The organism is Mycobacterium sp. IDUB_37 (assembly GCF_055419245.1).
In genome coordinates this window covers 235489-253279 of sequence record NZ_JBVAXG010000009.1, presented here as the reverse complement: position 1 = coordinate 253279, position 17791 = coordinate 235489, and the positions used below count along the sequence as shown (strand labels likewise).

Here is a 17791-nt window from a genome sequence, read left to right as displayed (position 1 = left end):
ACCGCCGTCAGCTCCGAATCAATCCTGTGGCAACGGAAAATCCGCGCGCGTGTGTGCTCGTCCTACCTGGCGGTCGGGTGCGCAGCGACGAGGCGTCGCGATGGTGGCAATTGGCCAATGTCCGAATGGTGTTCGTCACTCGCGCATTGCGGCGCAGGCTAGGGCCCGACGTCGCGGTGGTGCAGGTGCAATATCGGCTGCGCGGCTGGAATGGACCGCAGCGGGACGCGGTGCGCGACGCCGCTGAAGTGCTCAGCAAGGTTCAGCGGCGGCTGAACCCGGAGAACGTGAAGAATGTTGTGTTGGTTGGCCATTCGATGGGTGGGCGGGTGGCGGCGCAACTCGCTGCCCAGGGCGATATCGCGGCGGTCGTGGCGCTGGCTCCGTGGTGGGACGGCGACAAGGGTGACCTGATCCCGGTGGGAACGCGACTCCTGGTTCTGCACGGCACCGCCGATACGCGCACCGATCCACGACTCTCGCGTGCGCAGACTGCGCGTGCGCGGCAACGTGGATTGGACGCGCAATGGGTGGGTATCGAAGGGGTGGGCCATCCCATGATGCGAGGGTGGCGCGAATGGCACCGTCGCACAACAGATTTCGTTGCCGAATCACTCGGTACGCCGATTACTTCGGTGTGATTGCCGAAGCGATCGTTTGCGGAAGCTGGTTCAGCAGCACCGGAACGGCGCCGCCGATGGTGAAGTCAGCAAAAGACATGGTCACCGGGACGTCACCCAGCAATGCGGGCACGTTGATCGTCGCGGAGATCGGTTGCGGCGCAGTGAGAATGCCGGTGAATGGCAGGTGTACCACGACCGGTGCGCCGATGCCGATCGGGAACAGGTCGAGTCCGAGAATGCTCGCATCGAAGGTCGCAGACAGCGGGATGGTGATATCGACCACGGTGTTGCCGTTGAGGAAGCCGTTGAGCATGTATGCGGGCGTGTCGACGAGCGCGCCGAGCGCGGCCACACCGTTTCCGGTTTGAATGGCGTTGCTGAACACTGTCGCAGCCTGGGCCAAACCGTCCAACGTTGCGATCGGTGGACCGATCAACGTGAGGGCAACCGGGCTCACCACTGAGTTGGTGACGTTGACGAAGTTCTGCGCGATCTGCTGATGGATCGTGCCAGGGGGCATCAGCGAGACGAGATCCTGCAGGCCTCCTGTACCCGAGGCCAACGGCAGCAGATCTCCCGCTGGACCTTCGGTGTTGAGGGTGGACAGGTTGTTGAAATTGACCCCGCCCACGAGCAGGTCGGCGACGGCACGCGGGATGCCGTACACCGCGCCATGGAAATCGCCGGAGACGAGCGACCCCCCGATGCCCCCGACGTCGTTGAAGAACACCGGCAGCCGTTCCTGTAGGGACATGATCGCGTTCTGCAGCGACGTGCTGGTTACCTGACCGTTGGCGGCCTGTCTCGCTTGCAACGCCTCAAAGGTGCCCTTGTAGTCGAACGTCGATGCGCCCTGGTAGCCGATCGCGGCGTTGTGGTTCAGCCCGTTCGGGAAGTCTTGGAGCGACAGTGCGATGTTGGTGCTGATCGTGTTCGCGTATCGCGCTTGGTTGGCGGAGATCTGCTGCAGGACCGGGAACGGGTTGTTTGCCCAGTCGTTGCCGATAGTGGACAGGTTGGCATTGGTCATGGTGAAGAGGTCTTGATAGGGGTTAACGGCGTAGGCAGCGGTCTGGCCTGCGGAGGACATCGACTGCTGGAATGCGCCGAGGCTCCCGCCGAGCAGCAGACCCGATGCGACGGTGCCGAACTGTTTGGTCAGACTCCCGGAGATGCTGCCCAGCGGACCGGCATTGAGCAGCGAATTAAAACTGCCTTGGAGCGGACTCAAGAGCCCGCCCAGACTGCCGCCGGCGAGGATGGGGCCCAGCCCGCCCAGCGGATCCAAGGGCGCCGCCGGAGCGGCATTGGTGATGCTCAACCCGGTCAGCAGGCTCTGCTGCACGTTGGCGATCTCAGCGCTGACGTATGCCGCCGCTCCGCCGCGTAGCAGGCTGACGAAATCTGCTTGGAACGTCGCCGCCTGGGCGTTGAGCGTTTGGAAATCCCGACCGTAGCTGCCGAACAACTGCGCGATCGCGGTGGACACCTCGTCGGCGGCGGCGGACGCGAGGTTGGTCGTTGGACCTGCCACCGACCCCGTGGCAGTCGAAAGTTGCGAGCCTATGCCCGCCAAATTATCCGCGGCAGCAGCCACCGATTCGGTTGTAGCGATCAGAAAAGACATGACGTTGGACCCCCAAGACAACGAACGTTTTCATGTTCGCAGATTCCCAAGGGCCGTGTTGTACAAACGCATAATTGCGATTCGAGGCACCTGACTCGGCCGGGCCGGCCTCGGACGTCAGCGCTCCCGTTTTGCGACCGCTGAGCCTACGGCATCATGCAGGGAGGCGAAGCCGCCGTCGTGCAACCTGCGGGCAATGCCGTCGTGAACTTCTCTGGCCCACGCGCCGCCGCCGTAGATGAAGCCGGTGTAGCCCTGCAGTAGCGAGGCGCCCGCTTCGATGCGTGCCCAGGCGTCGTCGGCGGTTTCGATGCCGCCGACGCTGATCAGCACCAATCGATCGCCGACGCGGTCATAGAGCCTGGTGAGTACCTCCGCCGCCCGGCGGGCTACCGGCGGCCCGGAGATGCCACCGGCGCCCAGCTCGTCGACACCGGGCGTGCGCAACCCGTCGCGCGACACCGTGGTGTTCGTGGCAACGATGCCGGCCAGGCCCAGTTCCACGGCCAGATCGGCGATGTCGTCGATCTCGGAATCGGCGAGGTCCGGTGCGATCTTGACCAGTACCGGGGTCGAGGTGCCGGCAGCTTCGTTCTGGACGGCGAGAAGGATCGGCCGCAGCGACTCCACCGCCTGCAGATCCCGCAGTCCCGGGGTGTTCGGCGAGCTGACGTTGACGACGAGATACGACGCAAGGGGAGCCAGCAGCCTGGCGCTTGCGCGGTAGTCGTTGACGGCATCGGCGGCCGGCGTCGTCTTGGTCTTTCCGATATTGACCCCGAGCGGAACATCGGGCACGTGCTGGGCGAGTCGGGCCGCCAGCGCACCGGCGCCGTGGTTGTTGAAGCCCATTCGGTTCAGCAGGCCGCGGTCGTCAGCCAGTCGGAACAGGCGTGGTGCCGGATTGCCGGGCTGCGGGTGAGCGGTGACGGTGCCGATCTCGGCGAATCCGAAACCCATTGCGCCCCAAGTTGATAAGCCTGCCCCATCCTTATCGAAACCGGCTGCCAGCCCGAGCGGCCCGGGAAACCGCACCCCGAACACCGTGCTCGCCAACACCGGATCAGTCGGCCCTAATCGGCGGCGAAGCATCGTGCGCACCGGCGAAGTGGCGGTGATGGCCCGCAGTGCGGCGAAGACCAAGGTATGCACGCGCTCGGCCGGCACCAGGAAAAACAGACTTCGCAGTAGGCGATACATCCGGTGCGGGTTTTCGCGCTGTTCGGTCACCGTCCCGGTTCCGGTTGCTCGGAAATCTGGTTATCCGCGCGGGATTTCTTGCGGCGCAACAATATTCGTCTGCTTCCGTCGGTGTAAAGGCGTACCCGGGTGAGTTCCCAACCGCGGTACTCGGCCTCGATGGACAGTCGGGTTGAGGCGCTGATCCGGGTCACTTCCGGCGGGAGTCGCAGTGGCGCCCACTCGTACTCCTCGGACATCTCGGCTTCCCAACCCGCGGGCAGGCGGTTCCATCGCGGCCGGTTGGTCATGGCCTAGCCCCCGCATGGTCGATGACCTGCACGCCGGCCCCCGAACCGGACACCACGTACAAGGTGTCCGACGCTTCGTCGAAAGCAAGGGAGTCAGGTTGCTGCACGGTTGGGTAACGCACCTTTTCCACGGGGATTCCGGTGCTCAGATCGTAACCAATAACGGTGTTTGACGCCGTCTGGGACACCCAGGCCAGTTCGCGGGACCCGGCCAGTCCGTACGGGGCCTGCCGCACCGGGAACTCCTGGCGCAAGATCAGCGGGTCGACACCGTAGACCAGCAGTTGGCCGCCGCGGGTGTCGGCAACCAGTACTCGGCCCTGCGGATCGGCGACCATCGTGGTCGCGCCCTCACCGGCACGCAGCGCCTGTTCGGCGTGGCCGTCCGCGCCGATCGTCGTCACCGAAGTTTGACCGCGATCCAGTACAACGGTCGTATTACCTTGTGTTGCAAGAACATCGACGCGCGCGAAGATCTTGTTGCGGTTGACTGTCGTTGCGATCGCATTCTGATCGCCGGCTGCCAGTGTGTAGACGGCGCCATCGGCGCTGCCCAACACCAGTCGGCCGTCGGACCGGCGCGCGATGGCGGTGAACTCGGTGTCTTTGGCGTCGGCCACGGTCACTTTGGTGCTGCGGCGAGCGGACAGTTCGACCGCGAAGTAACCGCCTCGGGTCGCCGCGAAAACGGTGCCATGCCCGTCGCCGGTCAGAGCTGTCGCAGGTCCCGGAAGGACAACCGAATGAGCAGGATTGTCGGGCGCGACCTGGCCGCCGAACACCGAGACGCTGGCCGTTGCCGCTGGATCGGTTCCGGGGGACAGGACCACCAACTGGCGTGATTCACCGTCGAATAAGGCGGACAGCGGGGTCCCGCCCAGTGGCAGCACTATTCCGGCGGGGTTCTGCGCCGGCGGTGAGACGGCCGCCCGGGCTGGTTCGATCGTCGGAGGAGTGGCATCGAGCGGATTTGACGAACATCCGGCCACCGCGATCAGCAACACCGCCGTGAGGGCGACCCACGGATGGACCGCCTTCCGCAAGTCAGATAGCAACCGTTATCTCCCGGATTTCAGAACACAAAGCAAACCTTTAGGACGCAAATACGCACAAAATCACGATGTTGGGGTGTAAATCAGCCCTGCAGAGGTATTCTCACCGCATGACCGTCACCGCTGACCGGCATATCGCAAACCACGAGTTTGCTATCGAAGACATGAGTACAGGGATCTTCGCCAGCGGGTACGGACGGGTCGGAGACGGACGCAGTTTTTCCTTTCATATTGAGCATCGTCTGCTCGTCGTCGAAGTTTACCGACCCAGGTTGTCCGGACCTGTCCCGCAGGCTGAGGAAGTCGTCGCGCGAGCAGTGCGCAGCCTTGTTGAGATCGACCTGACCGATGACCGCAGCCTGGCTGCGGCTGTGCGCGACTCCGTGGCCCAAGCGGTACCTGTTTCCCACTAGGTCACGGTCCGCAGGGGCCGACACTTATCGGCACCCGGTACGGTCGTCGTCGTGTCTGCGGTTTCGGCGATGTCCTGGGGACAAGTAATCGTTTTGTCCGTGGTTCAGGGTCTGACCGAGTTTCTCCCGGTCTCCTCCTCGGGTCACTTGGCGATCGTGTCGCGAGTCTTCTTCAGCGCCGACGCGGGCGCTTCCTTCACCGCGGTGAGCCAATTGGGCACCGAGGCTGCGGTGCTCGTGTACTTCGGTCGCGACATCGTGCGCATTCTGCGGGCCTGGTTCAAGGGCCTGACGGCGAAGTCGCAGCGCCACGCCGACTATCGGCTCGGGTGGTACGTCATCATCGGCACCATCCCGATCTGCATCCTGGGGCTGCTGTTCAAAGACCTGATTCGCTCCGGCGTCCGTAATCTGTGGGTGATCGCGACGGCGCTGGTCGTCTTCTCGGCGGTGATTGCTTTCGCCGAATACATCGGTCGCCAGCGGCGCGATGTCGAGCAACTCAACTGGCGCGACGCCATCATCGTGGGTGCGGCGCAATGCCTGGCCCTGGTACCCGGTGTCTCGCGTTCCGGATCGACCATCAGCGCCGGGTTGTTCCTCGGCCTGGAACGCGAACTCGCTGCCCGGTTTGGTTTCCTGCTGGCCATTCCGGCGGTATTCGCCTCCGGGTTGTTCTCGCTACCGGACGCATTTCACCCGGTCACCGAGGGGATGAGCGCCACCGGTCCGCAGCTGCTGGTCTCCACCCTGATCGCCTTCGTCATCGGGTTGGCCGCGGTGTCCTGGTTCCTGCGTTTTCTGGTTCGGCACAACATGTACTGGTTCGTCGGCTACCGAGTGCTTGCCGGTGCTGCGGTGCTGATCCTGCTGGCGACGGGGACGGTCGCCGCCACATGACCGTCTTGCTGTTGCGCCACGGCCGGTCGACGTCCAACACCGCGGGCACCCTGGCGGGCCGATCCGAGGGCGTCGACCTCGACGACAAGGGGCGCGAGCAGGCCGCTGGACTGATCGATCGCATCGGCGACTTACGTATCCGGGCGATCGTGTCGTCGCCGCTGTTGCGTTGCCGTCGCACTGTCGAGCCACTGGCCGAGGCGCTGTGCCTGCAGCCACTGATCGAGGAACGGCTCGCCGAAGTCGACTACGGCGAGTGGACCGGCCGCAAGATCAGCGAATTGGTCAGCGAGCCGTTGTGGCGGGTGGTCCAAGCCCATCCCAGCGCGGCGGTGTTCCCCAACGGGGAGGGACTGGCGCAGGTTCAGGCGCGCGCGGTCGGTGCGGTGCGCGAGTTGGACAAGCGGTTCGCCGAGGAGCACGGCGGGGACGTGTTGTGGGTGGCCTGCACCCACGGCGATGTGATCAAGTCGTTGATCGCCGACGCGTACGGGATGCACCTCGACAGCTTTCAGCGCGTGAACGCCGACCCCGCGTCGGTGAGCGTCATCCGCTACACCCCGTTGCGGCCGTTTGTATTGCACGTCAATCACACCGGGGCTCGGCTGTCGGCGGGGCTGCGCGCCGCGCCCCCGCCTCAGCCTGAAGCGAAAGAGCAGTCGGGGGAGAAGTCGTCCGAGGGCGCGGTGCCCGCTGGTGATGCAGTGGTGGGCGGCTCCACCGAATAGGTGCCCGCCGGCGCCTCCGCGGTGGATCGCGAGGCACGCGATCGCGCGGCGAGCCCACTGCACGGTATTTTGGAAGAGCCATGGCCCGAGCAATTCACGTCTTCCGCACACCCGACCGTTTCGTGGCCGGGACTGTTGGTCAGCCCGGAAATCGCACCTTCTACATTCAAGCCGCCCACGACGCCCGGGTGGTGTCGGTGATCTTGGAGAAGCAGCAGGTGGCGGTGCTGGCTGAACGCATCGGTGCACTCCTGATCGAGGTCAACCGCCGGTTCGGCACCCCGGTGCCCCCGGAACCCGCGGAGGTCGATGACCTCAGCCCGTTGACCATGCCGGTGGACGCCGAGTTCCGGGTGGGGACGATGGGGCTGGGCTGGGATTCCGAGGCGCAGACGGTGGTGGTCGAACTGCTGGCCGTCACCGACGCGGAGTTCGATGCCTCGGTGGTGCTCGATGACACCGAGGAAGGACCCGATGCAGTGCGGGTGTTTCTGACTCCCGAATCGGCAAGACAATTCGCCACCAGGTCCACCCGCGTCATCTCGGCCGGCCGCCCGCCGTGTCCGCTGTGCGAGGAACCGTTGGACTCTGAAGGGCACATCTGCGCACGCACCAACGGCTACCGGCGCGACGCGCTCTTCGGGTCTAACGATGACGCCGAGGGATGACGAACATGAGGTGCTGCGCGACGGCGAGTTGACGGTTCTGGGAAGGATCCGCTCGGCCAGCAACGCCACCTTTCTCTGCGAGTCAGCGCTGGGATCGGACAGCGTGCACTGCGTCTACAAACCGATCTCCGGTGAGCAGCCGCTATGGGATTTCCCCGACGGCACGTTGGCCGGGCGCGAGGTCGGCGCCTATCTGGTGTCGACCTACCTGGGCTGGAATATCGTGCCGTACACCATCATTCGCGACGGGCCGGCTGGCCCGGGCATGCTGCAACGGTGGGTAGAGCAACCCGGCGACGAAGTCGACGCCGATCCACGCCCCGGACCCGATCTCGTCGATCTGTTTCCCACCGGCAAGCCGCGACCGGGTTATCTGCCGGTGCTGCGCGCCTACGACTACGCCGGTGACGAAGTCATCCTGATGCACGCCGACGACGTCCGATTGCGGCGCATGGCGGTGTTCGACATCCTCGTCAACAACGCCGACCGCAAGGGCGGTCACATCCTGAAAGGCATCGACGGCAACGTCTACGGGGTTGACCACGGGGTCAGCCTGCACGTCCAGGACAAACTGCGCACCGTGCTGTGGGGTTGGGCGGGCAAGCCCATCGACGGCGAAACGATGGCCGCGGTTGCCGGGCTGGCCGACGCGCTGCGTGGCCCGCTGGCTGAGGAGCTCGCGGACCGGATCACCAGCGCCGAAATCGCCGCATTGAAGAAGCGCGCGCACGCGTTGATGGACGATCCGCTGATGCCCGGACCGAACCGGCACCGCCCCATCCCGTGGCCGGCGTTCTGACCGGGTGCCCGCCGTCGGCGATACTGGGTCGGTGAACCCGGCCGCGAGTGACCAGACGGACGCAGCGTTGGCCGCCGATCTTGCCGCCGACGCAGGCGAACTCTTGCTCGCGGTGCGCGAGGAGGTCGGGTTCGACTACCCGTGGGAACTCGGCGATGCCGGTGACCGCCGGGCGAATGCCCTGATACTGGGCCGCTTACGGGTCGAGCGGCCCGGCGATGCGGTGCTCAGCGAGGAAGCCCACGACGATCTGGTCCGGCTCAGGTCTGACCGGGTGTGGATCATCGACCCACTGGACGGCACCCGCGAATTCTCGATGCCCGGCCGCAACGATTGGGCGGTGCACATCGCGCTGTGGCAGCGCGGCGACGGCGCCAACGGCACTAACGGCCGATCGCAGATCACCGACGCGGCGGTTTCGCTACCCGCCCGCGGCAACATCGTCTACCGCAGCGACACCGTCACCGCCGACGCGGCACGCGTCGGTATCCCGGACGTCATCCGGATCGCCGTCAGCGCCAACCGGCCACCAGCGATCCTGTACCGGATCAGGCAGATGCTGGACATCGAACTGGTGCGGATCGGATCGGCGGGCGCCAAGGCCATGGCGGTGATCGAAGGCGTGGCCGACGCCTACGTGCACGCGGGCGGGCAGTGGGAATGGGATTCGGCGGCGCCGGCCGGGGTGGTGCTGGCCGCTGGAATGCATGCGTCACGGCTGGACGGATCGCCGATGCTCTACAACCAGATGGACCCCTATCTACCGGACTTCGTAATGTGCCGATCCGAGGTAGCGCCCATCCTGCTCGACGCCATCCGGCAGGCGTGGCACTGAGCGATTTCAGCGTGTGCTCAGCGCGCGAAACTGCGCTTCTGGCGTCGAACCTGCACTCACGGGCTACAGAATCACGGATTCCGCGCCCTACATGAGGTTTCGAAGGCCTGCGCGCCGACTTGAAGCCGCAGGCGCAGACTCGTTTGCCTCAACGCCCCCCGCCCCGCTGCGTACGCGGCATCGTCGGCAGGCTTAAAGTCGACGCATGCGTTCGTGGTCCCCTCCGCCGCTCCCGGCGTTGCCCGGACGCGGCCCCGAATTGCGGCTCTTCGATACCGCAGATCGCCAGGTCCGCCCGGTAACCGCAGGTCGGCAGCCCGGTAGCAAGGCCACCATGTATGTCTGCGGTATCACGCCCTACGACGCGACGCATCTGGGCCACGCGGCGACCTATCTCACCTTCGATCTCATCCATCGGCTGTGGCTGGACCTCGGGCACGAGGTGCATTACGTGCAGAACGTCACCGACGTCGACGACCCGTTGTTCGAGCGCGCTGATCGGGACGGAATCGATTGGCGGGAGCTCGGCGACCGGGAGACCGAGTTGTTCCGCCAGGACATGGCGGCACTGCGAGTGCTGCCGCCGCGTGACTACGTCGGGGCAACCGAGGCCATTGCCGAGGTGGTGGAACTCGTCGAGAAGATGCTGGCCGCCGGGGCGGCCTACGTCGTGGATGACGAATACCCCGATGTCTACTACCGCGCCGACGCCACCCTGCAGTTCGGCTATGAGTCGGGCTACGACCGAGACACCATGCTGACACTGTTCGAGCAGCGCGGCGGCGACCCGGGCCGACCCGGCAAAACCGATCAACTCGACGCCCTGCTGTGGCGCGCCAACAGACCCGGAGAGCCGAGTTGGCCATCGCCGTTCGGGCCGGGCCGGCCGGGCTGGCACGTCGAATGTGCCGCGATCGCGCTGAGCCGCATCGGCACCGGACTGGACATCCAGGGTGGCGGCAGCGACTTGATCTTTCCGCACCACGAATTCACCGCCGCACACGCCGAATGTGTCAGCGGTGAGCGCAGATTCGCCCGGCACTACGTCCACGCCGGGATGATCGGCTGGGATGGGCACAAGATGTCCAAGAGTCGCGGCAACCTGGTCCTGGTTTCCGGTCTGCGCGCAGAAGGCGTCGATCCCTCGGCGGTGCGACTCGGTCTGCTCGTCGGGCACTACCGCGCCGACCGCTCCTGGAGCCAACAGGTGCTCGACGACGCACACGCGCGGCTACACCGCTGGCGCACCGCGACCGCGCTGCCTGCCGGTCCGGACACTGCCGACGTCCTCGCTCGCGTCCGGCAATACCTGGCCGACGACCTCGACACACCCAAAGCGATTGCTGCACTGGATGGTTGGACCACCGACGCGCTGGAATACGGTGGCCACGACGACGAGGCCCCCGCGGTCGTGGCAACCGCAATCGATGCATTACTCGGGGTTGGCCTGTAGTACCCGGTGGTACGTTCTCGACCATGACATCGGTGCAGGACAAAGTCGTTCTCATTACAGGTGCCGGGCGCGGAATCGGCGCCGAAGTGGCCCGCCGGTTGCACAACAAGGGCGCCAAGCTTGTCCTGACCGATCTGAGTGAAGCCGACCTGAGTTCGATTTCCGCCGAACTCGGCGGCGATGGCCGGTTGCTGACGGCGGTAGCCGACGTTCGTGACCTGCCCGCCATGCAGGCGACCGTCAAAGAGGCAGTAGAGAAGTTCGGCGGTATCGACGTTGTGATGGCCAATGCCGGCATCGCCAGTTACGGGTCGGTGCTCAACGTGGATCCCGAGGCCTTCAAGCGGGTGATCGACATCAACTTGCTGGGTGTCTTCCACACCGTGCGGGCCGCACTGCCGTCCATCATCGACCGTCGCGGCTATGTGCTGATCGTCTCGTCGCTGGCGGCCTTCGCCGCATCTCCCGGGATGGCGCCGTACGACATGTCGAAGGCGGGCAACGAGCACCTGGCCAACGCGCTGCGTCTTGAGTTGGCGCCGCTCGGGGTCGGTGTCGGGGTGGCTCATATGTCCTGGATCGATACCGCGCTGGTACGCGACACCAAAGCCGACCTGCCCGCCTTCACCAAGCTGCTGGACAACCTGCCCTGGCCGCTGAACCTCACCACGTCGGTGAACAAGTGCGCGGCGGCGTTCGTCAAGGGGATCGAGGGCCGCAAGCCGCGAATTTACTGCCCGAGGTGGGTGGCCGCGTTCCGCTGGCTCAAGCCGGTGCTGTCGACCAATCTGGGCGAGGCTCCGATCCGCAAGATCGTCACTGAAGTGATGCCCGAAATGGACGCCCAAGTCGCCGCATTGGGCCGCTTCAGCAGTGCCTACAACGAGGGCTTCGGTAAGAAGTAGTCGAGCACTCGAATACAGGTGACGAAGCCATGAAGGTGATTATTTGTGGTGCCGGGATCGCCGGCCTCACCCTGGCCGAGCGCATGTCGGCGCTGGGCGCAGAGGTGATTCTCTTGGAGCGCGCTGACGGCCCGCAGGAACACGGCTATCTGGTCGACTTCTTCGGCGGCGGCTATGACGCCGCCGAGGCGATCGGCGTCCTGCCCGCCATCGAAGAAGCCGCGCACTCCGTCGACGAAGCCACCTTGGTCGATGATCAAGGTCGCCTGCGGGGCGACCTGCCCTACGGACAGATCAGCAAGATGCTCGACGGGCGCATGTGCAGCGTTCTGCGTCCTGATCTGGAAAAGGCATTGCGGGAGAACCTGCCGAGCGCGGTGGACCTGCGGTTCGGGACGTCGGTGTCCGCGGTCAGCCACGAGGAGGACAGGGTGGTGGTGACCCTGGACACCGGAGACGAACTCGCGGCCGATGTCCTGGTCGGCGCCGACGGGATTCACTCGGAGGTGCGAAGTCTGGTGTTCGGGCCCGAGTCGCAATACCTGCGGTATCTCGGATTCCACACCGCCGCTTTCGTTTTCGACGCCTCCGACATCGCCCGTGAGGCGGACAGCGAGCGATTCGTGCTGACCGACACCCTCGATCGCCACATGGAGTTGTTCTTCCTTTCCGACGGCCGGGCCGCCGTGTCGGCGATGTTCGCCACGGCTGATCCGGAACTCCCAGCAGATCCGCGTGCCGCCCTCCGGGATCGGTTCGCGGACATGGGCTGGCTGATACCTGAGGTGCTCAAGCGGTGCCCGCCGCCGGAGCAGATGTACTACGAGCGGGTCGCTCAGGTCGAGATGCCGCAATGGAGCAAGAACCGGGTCGTGCTGATCGGGGACGCCTGTGCGGCACTTTCGCCACTTGCCGCACAGGGTGCGTCGGTGGCGGTCGCGAGCGCCTACGTGCTGGCCGAACAGTTCCGCACCAACTCATCGGTGGAGCGGGCGATGGATTTCTACGAGCGGCTCTGGCGCTGGGTGGTGGAGGAGAAGCAGGAACTCAGCCGCGAAACGGGAGGTTGGTCGCTGATCGGGGGCTCGCGCAGGCTGGCGTTGCGGTTCACCTGGCGCCCCTTGATCAACCGGTTCATCGCATGGACTCTGGCCGGCGAACCGACAACGGTCATCGCGATGCTGCGCCGGGGAACGACCGAGGCAGAAAGTTAGATTCCGAACCCAGGTCGGCGACGACGCAAATATCGTTCGAATTCGGCGGCCAGCGCGTCGCCGTCGATCTTGCCGAGCGCGTCGTTGACATCGACAGCGGCATCGCCATGTTGCTCCAGCGATTGCACGTACTCGGCCAGTTCCGCGTCATCCGACGTCATCTCGGTGATTTCCTGCTCCCACGCTTCGGCTTGCGAAGGCAGGTCGGCGAGCGGCACCTCGACGTCGAGCACTTCTTCGACACGATGCAGCAATGCCACCGTCGCCTTGGGGTTCGGCGGGTGCGACACGTAGTGCGGCACCGCCGCCCAGAACGTCACCGCCGGGATGCCGGCCGCGACGCACGCGTACTGGAACACTCCGGCGATGCCGGTCGGTCCCTCGTAGCGGGTTTCCTCGAGTCCGAACAACTTCGCCGACTCCGAGGAATAGGCAGCGCCCGAGACGGGCACCGGACGGGTGTGCGGCGTGTCGGCGAGCAGCGCCCCGAGAATCACCACAGTGTCCACATTGAGCTTGTCGATGACGGCCAGCAGTTCATCGCAGAACGTGCGCCACCGCATGTTCGGTTCGACCCCGGACATCAGCACCACGTCGCGATCACTGTCGGGTGGTCGGCAGTGCGAGATCCGCATGGCAGGCCACTCCAGCTCCCGGGTGACGCCGTCGACCTGGCGGATCACCGGGCGGTTGACCTGGTAGTCGTAATAAGCCTCGTCGTCGATCTCAACGATCGGCAGCGCGTCCCAGATGGTGGACAGATGTGCCACGGCGTCACTGGCCGCGTCGCCGGCGTCGTTCCAGCCCTCGAACGCCGCCACCACGACGGTGTTGTGCAGCTGGGGCAGCATGTTGTCGCCGCCCGGCTCGCCATCCGGCAATGTCACCTAGCCAGCGTACGGCGTGACAGTCCGCCGACGACGCGGACGTGCGGTTCTACGGAAAGGCGACTTCTGTGACTGCTGTGGCCAATGTGACCTAGTCAATCAATTAACGCCATATGCACATGCATAGGCCGACTATCCTTATTAAGTGACTGCCCCTGGGCGACGGTGCTACGGGGAGCCTGTCAAGACGAAATACGTTCGGCTGCAATTTGGTTGACCCTGTAACTACGACATTGCCGACAAGATCCGCGATTTGGCTCTTAAATGCGCCGCAATCGCTAAGCGGGTCGGGTCGAGGTGGGCGTCCAGACGTCGGGTGACGACGTAGACTTTTCTGGTCGAGAGGCGTTGCAACGGCTGTCCGGTCCCCGCCGGTAGCCGCCACGCTCGGCAGAGTTAAGGACGCCTTCCGCTATGGAAGGAACGTACGTGAACGCCTCTGCCTCAAGCACCTCTGAGTCGAGCACCTTTGCGCCGAACATCCGCCCCGACTGCACTGACGAACTGACGGCTGCACTCGGCAAGCGAATCATGGTGATCGATGGCGCGATGGGCACGGCGATCCAGCGGGACCGGCCAGACGAGGCCGGATACCGCGGCGATCGGTTCACGGAGTGGCCGAGTGCCCTTCAGGGCAACAACGACCTGCTCACTCTGACGCAGCCGCAGATCATCGAGGGGATCCACCGCGAGTACCTCGAGGCGGGCGCCGACATCCTGGAGACCAACACGTTCAACGCGAACGCGATCTCGCTCTCTGACTACGACATGGAGGAGTTCAGCTACGAGCTGAACTACGCCGGCGCTGCCCTGGCCCGCAAGGCCTGCGACGAATTCAGCACGCCGGACAAGCCCCGCTACGTCGCCGGCGCCCTCGGGCCGACCACGCGGACCGCGTCGATCTCCCCGGACGTCAACGACCCCGGAGCCCGCAATGTCTCCTACGACCAGCTGGTCGCCGCCTACCTAGAAGCTGCCAACGGCCTGGTCGACGGTGGTTCCGACATCATCATCATCGAGACGATCTTCGACTCGCTGAACTCCAAGGCCGCGGTGTTCGCCGTTGAGACCCTGTTCGAAGAGCGTGGACGCCGCTGGCCGGTGATCATCTCGGGCACCATCACCGATGCGTCTGGGCGGACACTGTCCGGTCAGGTCACCGAAGCATTCTGGAACGCGATCAGGCACGCGAAGCCGATCGCGGTCGGCCTCAACTGCGCCCTGGGCGCGCCGGAAATGAGGCCCTACATCGCCGAGATGGCGCGGATCGCGGACACCTTTGTCTCCTGCTACCCGAACGCCGGCCTGCCCAACGCCTTCGGCGAGTACGACGAGTCCCCGGAGCGTCAGGCCGGCTACATCGCCGAGTTCGCCGACGCCGGACTGGTCAACCTGGTCGGTGGTTGCTGCGGGACGGCACCGCCGCACATCGCCGAGATCGCGAAGGTCGTCGAGGGCAAATCACCGCGCGAGCTGCCGGAGATCGGGGTGGCCACCCGGCTCTCGGGCCTCGAGCCGCTCAACATCACCGACGACTCCCTGTTCGTGAACATCGGCGAGCGCACCAATATCACCGGCTCGGCTCGGTTCCGCAACCTGATCAAGGCCGAGGACTACGACACCGCGCTGTCGGTCGCCCTGCAGCAGGTCGAGGTCGGTGCGCAGGTCATCGACATCAACATGGACGAGGGCATGATCGACGGCGTCGCCGCGATGGACCGGTTCACCAAGCTGATCGCGGCAGAACCGGACATCAGCCGCGTTCCGGTGATGATCGACTCCTCCAAATGGGAGGTCATCGAAGCCGGCCTGAAGAACGTGCAGGGCAAGCCGATCGTGAACTCGATCTCCATGAAGGAGGGCGAGGAGAAGTTCATCCGCGAGGCACGGTTGTGCCGCAAGTACGGCGCCGCCGTCGTCGTGATGGCCTTCGACGAGCAGGGGCAGGCCGACAACCTGGAGCGCCGCAAGGAGATCTGCGGGCGCGCCTACCGGATCCTGACCGAGGAGGTCGGCTTCCCGGCCGAGGACATCATCTTCGACCCGAACTGTTTCGCGCTGGCGACAGGGATCGAGGAGCACGCGACGTACGGGATTGACTTCATCGAGGCCTGCGCCTGGATCAAGGAGAACCTTCCCGGGGTGCACATCTCCGGCGGTATCTCGAACGTGTCGTTCTCGTTCCGGGGCAACAACCCCGTCCGCGAGGCGATCCACGCGGTGTTCCTGTTCCACGCCATCAAGGCCGGCCTGGACATGGGCATCGTCAACGCCGGTGCGCTGGTGCCTTACGACTCGATCGACCCCGAGCTGCGGGACCGAATCGAGGACGTCGTCCTGAACCGTCGCGAGGATGCGGCCGAACGGCTGCTGGAGATCGCCGAACGGTTCAACAGCTCCGAGAAGGCCGACGACCCGGTGGCAGCCGAGTGGCGCAGCCTCCCCGTCCGCGAGCGCATCACTCACGCACTGGTCAAGGGCATCGACGCCCACGTCGACGCCGATACCGAGGAACTGCGCGCCGAGATCGACGGTGCAGGTGGCCGCCCGATCGAAGTGATCGAGGGCCCGCTGATGGACGGCATGAACGTCGTCGGCGACCTCTTCGGAGCGGGCAAGATGTTCCTGCCCCAGGTCGTGAAGTCGGCCCGGGTGATGAAGAAAGCCGTTGCCTACCTGCTGCCGTTCATTGAGGCGGAGAAGGAAGCCTCCGGTGCTGCCGCGAGCAAGGACACCAACGGCACGATCATCATGGCGACGGTGAAGGGTGACGTCCACGACATCGGCAAGAACATCGTCGGGGTCGTGCTGCAGTGCAACAACTACGAAGTGATCGACCTCGGCGTGATGGTGCCCGCGGAGAAGATCCTGGCTGCAGCCGAGGAGTACGACGCCGACATCATCGGGCTGTCCGGCTTGATCACCCCGTCCCTGGACGAGATGGTCAACTTCGCCGTCGAAATGGAACGAAAAGGGCTGGAGATCCCGCTGCTGATCGGTGGCGCGACGACCTCGCGCGCCCACACGGCCGTGAAGGTGTCGCCGCGTCGCAGCGGTCCGGTGGTCTGGGTCAAGGACGCGTCCCGCTCGGTGCCGGTCGCCGCTGCGCTCCTCGACGACAAGCAGCGCCCAGCCCTGTTGGAGGCGACCGAGAAGGATTACGCGGCCCTGCGCGAACGGCACGCCCAGAAGAGTGAGCGGCCGATGCTGACGCTGGAGAAGGCCCGCGCGAACCGGACGCCGATCGAGTGGGACGGCTACACGCCGCCGGTGCCCGCCCAAGGCCTCGGCGTGCGCGAGTTTCTCGACTACGATATCGCCGAGCTACGCGAGTACATCGACTGGCAGCCGTTCTTCAACGCCTGGGAGATGAAGGGAAGATTCCCCGACATCCTCAACAATCCGGTCTCGGGCGAGACCGCCCGCAAGCTGTATGACGACGCCCAGGAGATGCTCGACACCCTGATCAAGGAGAAGTGGCTGACTGCCAATGGGGTGATCGGATTCTTCCCCGCCAACGCGGTCGGCGACGACATCGAGGTGTACACCGACGACACGCGCACCGAGGTGCTGACCAAATTGTTCAACCTGCGCCAGCAGGGGGAGCACCGGGCCGGCATCCCGAACCGGTCGCTGGGCGATTACATCGCCCCCAAGGACACTGGTCTGGCTGACCACGTCGGCGCCTTCGCCGTCACGACAGGGCTCGGTAGCCACGACAAGATCGTCCAGTTCAAGGCAGACCACGACGACTACAACGCAATCCTGCTGGAGTCGCTTGCCGACCGACTGGCAGAGGCGTTCGCCGAACGGATGCACCAGCGGGTCCGCAAGGAGTTCTGGGGATTCCAGCCCGACGAGCAGCTAGACAACGAGGCGCTCATCGGGGAGAAGTACATGGGAATTCGCCCCGCCCCCGGCTACCCGGCCTGCCCGGAGCACACCGAAAAGGCGACGCTCTGGAAGCTGATGGATGTCCAGAAGCGGACCGGCATCGAGCTGACCGAGTCGATGGCGATGTGGCCCGGTGCCGCCGTCAGCGGCTGGTACTTCTCGCACCCGGAGTCGCAGTACTTCGTGGTGGGCCGGATGGCCCAGGATCAGGTGGCCGACTACGCGAAGCGCAAGGGCTGGACCCTGCAGGAGGCCGAGCGCTGGCTCGGCCCCAACCTCGGGTACAACCCCGAGGACTGACGC

General features: G+C 65.2%; 16 protein-coding genes. 11 read left to right on the top strand and 5 right to left on the bottom strand.

The window, feature by feature from the left end:
- The first annotated feature begins 26 nt into the window (after nt 1-26).
- Complete coding sequence (locus ACZY1I_RS26025) at nt 27-641, top strand: alpha/beta hydrolase (protein ID WP_463759193.1); 615 nt, start codon at nt 27-29, stop codon at nt 639-641.
- On the opposite strand, the gene ACZY1I_RS26020 is transcribed toward ACZY1I_RS26025, so the two are convergent.
- The 4 genes from ACZY1I_RS26020 to ACZY1I_RS26005 form a co-directional block, all read right to left on the bottom strand.
- Complete coding sequence (locus ACZY1I_RS26020; protein WP_463759191.1) at nt 628-2250, bottom strand: PE family protein; 1623 nt, start codon at nt 2248-2250, stop codon at nt 628-630. The two genes, ACZY1I_RS26025 and ACZY1I_RS26020, sit on opposite strands and share 14 nt — an antisense overlap.
- A 117-nt stretch (nt 2251-2367) precedes the next feature.
- On the bottom strand, nt 2368-3450 hold the full coding sequence (locus ACZY1I_RS26015) for a quinone-dependent dihydroorotate dehydrogenase (RefSeq protein WP_463759316.1): 1083 nt from the start codon (nt 3448-3450) through the stop codon (nt 2368-2370).
- 26 nt (nt 3451-3476) lie between these two features.
- Nucleotides 3477-3740 (bottom strand): DUF5703 family protein, encoded by a 264-nt coding sequence (locus ACZY1I_RS26010; protein WP_463759189.1) that lies wholly within the window; start codon nt 3738-3740, stop codon nt 3477-3479.
- Complete coding sequence (locus tag ACZY1I_RS26005; protein ID WP_463759187.1) at nt 3737-4795, bottom strand: YncE family protein; 1059 nt, start codon at nt 4793-4795, stop codon at nt 3737-3739. The genes ACZY1I_RS26010 and ACZY1I_RS26005 overlap by 4 nt, the downstream gene beginning before the upstream one ends.
- A gap of 107 nt (nt 4796-4902) precedes the next feature.
- Here ACZY1I_RS26005 and ACZY1I_RS26000 point away from each other — a divergent pair, with 107 nt between their 5' ends.
- The 9 genes from ACZY1I_RS26000 (at nt 4903) to ACZY1I_RS25960 (ending at nt 12707) form a co-directional block, all read left to right on the top strand.
- On the top strand, nt 4903-5205 hold the full coding sequence (locus ACZY1I_RS26000) for a hypothetical protein (RefSeq protein ID WP_463759185.1): 303 nt from the start codon (nt 4903-4905) through the stop codon (nt 5203-5205).
- Nucleotides 5206-5274: 69 nt separating this feature from the next.
- Nucleotides 5275-6105: an undecaprenyl-diphosphate phosphatase gene (locus ACZY1I_RS25995; RefSeq protein ID WP_463759314.1), complete on the top strand. Its 831-nt coding sequence runs from the start codon at nt 5275-5277 to the stop codon at nt 6103-6105.
- Nucleotides 6102-6833, top strand: a complete 732-nt coding sequence (locus tag ACZY1I_RS25990; protein WP_463759182.1) for a histidine phosphatase family protein — start codon at nt 6102-6104, stop codon at nt 6831-6833. Before ACZY1I_RS25995 ends, ACZY1I_RS25990 begins: the two co-directional genes overlap by 4 nt.
- 80 nt (nt 6834-6913) lie before the next feature.
- Nucleotides 6914-7501 carry a DUF3090 domain-containing protein gene (locus ACZY1I_RS25985; protein ID WP_463759180.1) on the top strand — a complete coding sequence of 196 codons (588 nt, stop codon included), beginning with the start codon at nt 6914-6916 and terminating at the stop codon, nt 7499-7501.
- Nucleotides 7485-8300, top strand: coding sequence for an SCO1664 family protein (locus tag ACZY1I_RS25980; RefSeq protein ID WP_463759178.1), 816 nt, complete (start codon nt 7485-7487; stop codon nt 8298-8300). Before ACZY1I_RS25985 ends, ACZY1I_RS25980 begins: the two co-directional genes overlap by 17 nt.
- Before the next feature lie 31 nt (nt 8301-8331).
- On the top strand, nt 8332-9135 hold the full coding sequence (locus ACZY1I_RS25975; RefSeq protein WP_463759175.1) for a 3'(2'),5'-bisphosphate nucleotidase CysQ: 804 nt from the start codon (nt 8332-8334) through the stop codon (nt 9133-9135).
- Between the two features lie 205 nt (nt 9136-9340).
- Nucleotides 9341-10588: a cysteine--1-D-myo-inosityl 2-amino-2-deoxy-alpha-D-glucopyranoside ligase gene (gene mshC / locus ACZY1I_RS25970; RefSeq protein ID WP_463759173.1), complete on the top strand. Its 1248-nt coding sequence runs from the start codon at nt 9341-9343 to the stop codon at nt 10586-10588.
- Between the two features lie 23 nt (nt 10589-10611).
- Complete coding sequence (locus ACZY1I_RS25965; RefSeq protein WP_463759170.1) at nt 10612-11493, top strand: SDR family oxidoreductase; 882 nt, start codon at nt 10612-10614, stop codon at nt 11491-11493.
- A gap of 29 nt (nt 11494-11522) precedes the next feature.
- Nucleotides 11523-12707 (top strand): FAD-dependent monooxygenase, encoded by a 1185-nt coding sequence (locus ACZY1I_RS25960; protein ID WP_463759168.1) that lies wholly within the window; start codon nt 11523-11525, stop codon nt 12705-12707.
- On the opposite strand, the gene ACZY1I_RS25955 is transcribed toward ACZY1I_RS25960, so the two are convergent.
- The gene (locus tag ACZY1I_RS25955; protein ID WP_463759311.1) at nt 12704-13558 is read right to left on the bottom strand and encodes a PAC2 family protein; all 855 of its coding nucleotides are present in this window, start codon (nt 13556-13558) and stop codon (nt 12704-12706) included. The two genes, ACZY1I_RS25960 and ACZY1I_RS25955, sit on opposite strands and share 4 nt — an antisense overlap.
- 450 nt (nt 13559-14008) lie before the next feature.
- On the opposite strand from ACZY1I_RS25955, the gene metH reads away from it, so the two are divergent.
- Nucleotides 14009-17788, top strand: a complete 3780-nt coding sequence (gene metH, locus ACZY1I_RS25950) for a methionine synthase (RefSeq protein ID WP_463759166.1) — start codon at nt 14009-14011, stop codon at nt 17786-17788.
- The last annotated feature ends 3 nt before the right edge of the window (nt 17789-17791 follow it).

Coding starts and splice junctions, on each gene's coding strand:
- ACZY1I_RS26020 (WP_463759191.1), bottom strand. CDS start 2,250: ATGTCTTTTCTGATCGCTACAACCGAATCGGTGGCTGCTGCCGCGGAT.
- ACZY1I_RS26015 (WP_463759316.1), bottom strand. CDS start 3,450: ATGTATCGCCTACTGCGAAGTCTGTTTTTCCTGGTGCCGGCCGAGCGC.
- ACZY1I_RS26010 (WP_463759189.1), bottom strand. CDS start 3,740: ATGACCAACCGGCCGCGATGGAACCGCCTGCCCGCGGGTTGGGAAGCC.
- ACZY1I_RS26000 (WP_463759185.1), top strand. CDS start 4,903: ATGACCGTCACCGCTGACCGGCATATCGCAAACCACGAGTTTGCTATC.
- ACZY1I_RS25995 (WP_463759314.1), top strand. CDS start 5,275: ATGTCCTGGGGACAAGTAATCGTTTTGTCCGTGGTTCAGGGTCTGACC.
- ACZY1I_RS25990 (WP_463759182.1), top strand. CDS start 6,102: ATGACCGTCTTGCTGTTGCGCCACGGCCGGTCGACGTCCAACACCGCG.
- ACZY1I_RS25985 (WP_463759180.1), top strand. CDS start 6,914: ATGGCCCGAGCAATTCACGTCTTCCGCACACCCGACCGTTTCGTGGCC.
- ACZY1I_RS25980 (WP_463759178.1), top strand. CDS start 7,485: ATGACGCCGAGGGATGACGAACATGAGGTGCTGCGCGACGGCGAGTTG.
- mshC (WP_463759173.1), top strand. CDS start 9,341: ATGCGTTCGTGGTCCCCTCCGCCGCTCCCGGCGTTGCCCGGACGCGGC.
- ACZY1I_RS25965 (WP_463759170.1), top strand. CDS start 10,612: ATGACATCGGTGCAGGACAAAGTCGTTCTCATTACAGGTGCCGGGCGC.
- ACZY1I_RS25960 (WP_463759168.1), top strand. CDS start 11,523: ATGAAGGTGATTATTTGTGGTGCCGGGATCGCCGGCCTCACCCTGGCC.
- ACZY1I_RS25955 (WP_463759311.1), bottom strand. CDS start 13,558: ATGCTGCCCCAGCTGCACAACACCGTCGTGGTGGCGGCGTTCGAGGGC.
- metH (WP_463759166.1), top strand. CDS start 14,009: ATGGAAGGAACGTACGTGAACGCCTCTGCCTCAAGCACCTCTGAGTCG.